The organism is Deltaproteobacteria bacterium RBG_16_64_85 (assembly GCA_001798885.1).
Classification (GTDB): Bacteria; Desulfobacterota; Deferrimicrobia; order Deferrimicrobiales; family Deferrimicrobiaceae; genus FEB-35.
Map to the genome: position 1 here is coordinate 6762 of MGQW01000026.1, position 734 is coordinate 7495.

Annotated in this window: 1 pseudogene (only partly in view); it reads left to right on the top strand. The window is 61.9% G+C overall.

From position 1 onward, the window contains the following. Positions 1–734: pseudogene (locus A2Z13_09310) on the top strand (hypothetical protein); it begins 823 nt to the left of the window's first position.

Genomic DNA, 734 nt, shown 5'->3' on the forward strand with positions numbered 1-734 from the left:
CCGACAATCTGGTCGTCGTCGACCCCGTGACGCACCATATCGTGCAAGCCAACGCCTCCTTCCTCCATCGGGTCGGGCTCGATCCGGAAAAGACGATCGGCATACCGTGCTACACCATCATGGCGGGAAGGAAGACCCCTTGCTGGGAGGGTGGAATCCATTGCCCCGTCCGGGAGGCTGCGGCGATCAAGCGTCCCGCCAAGTGCGACAAGGTGTACTTGAACGCCGAGGGACAGGAGCGGATGCTTCAGGTCACGACCTATCCGCTCTTCAACAGCAGCGGCGGCGTGGAGCTGGTCATCCGGATGGAACACGATGTCACCGAAAAACGGCGGATGGAGGAGGCCTTGACCTTCCGCTCCAAGGAACTGCAAAGGACCCAGCACCAGCTGGAGACGCTCTTCGAGGTCACGCGGCGCGCGGGCGCCGAGAACTCCCTGACGGAACTCATCCGTATCCTCCAGGACTTCACGGAGGGGATCTTCCCCGATTCCGACCCGCTGTTCCTGATCCTCGATGCGGAAGGCAACCGGTTCCTTTCTTTCGAGGAATGCCGCCCCGATGCGAACGAGCCCATGCGCCGCCTGCAGCAGAAAATGGAGGGAACCGGGCTGATCGAGGACTTCACCCAGCATCTCCGGACAATAAAGAGCCCCCAGCTCGACACCTTCCCGGGAGGCCATGACCTGCACCCCTTTCTGAAAACGGTCGCGGAAGTGTATCCGGGCGGGTTC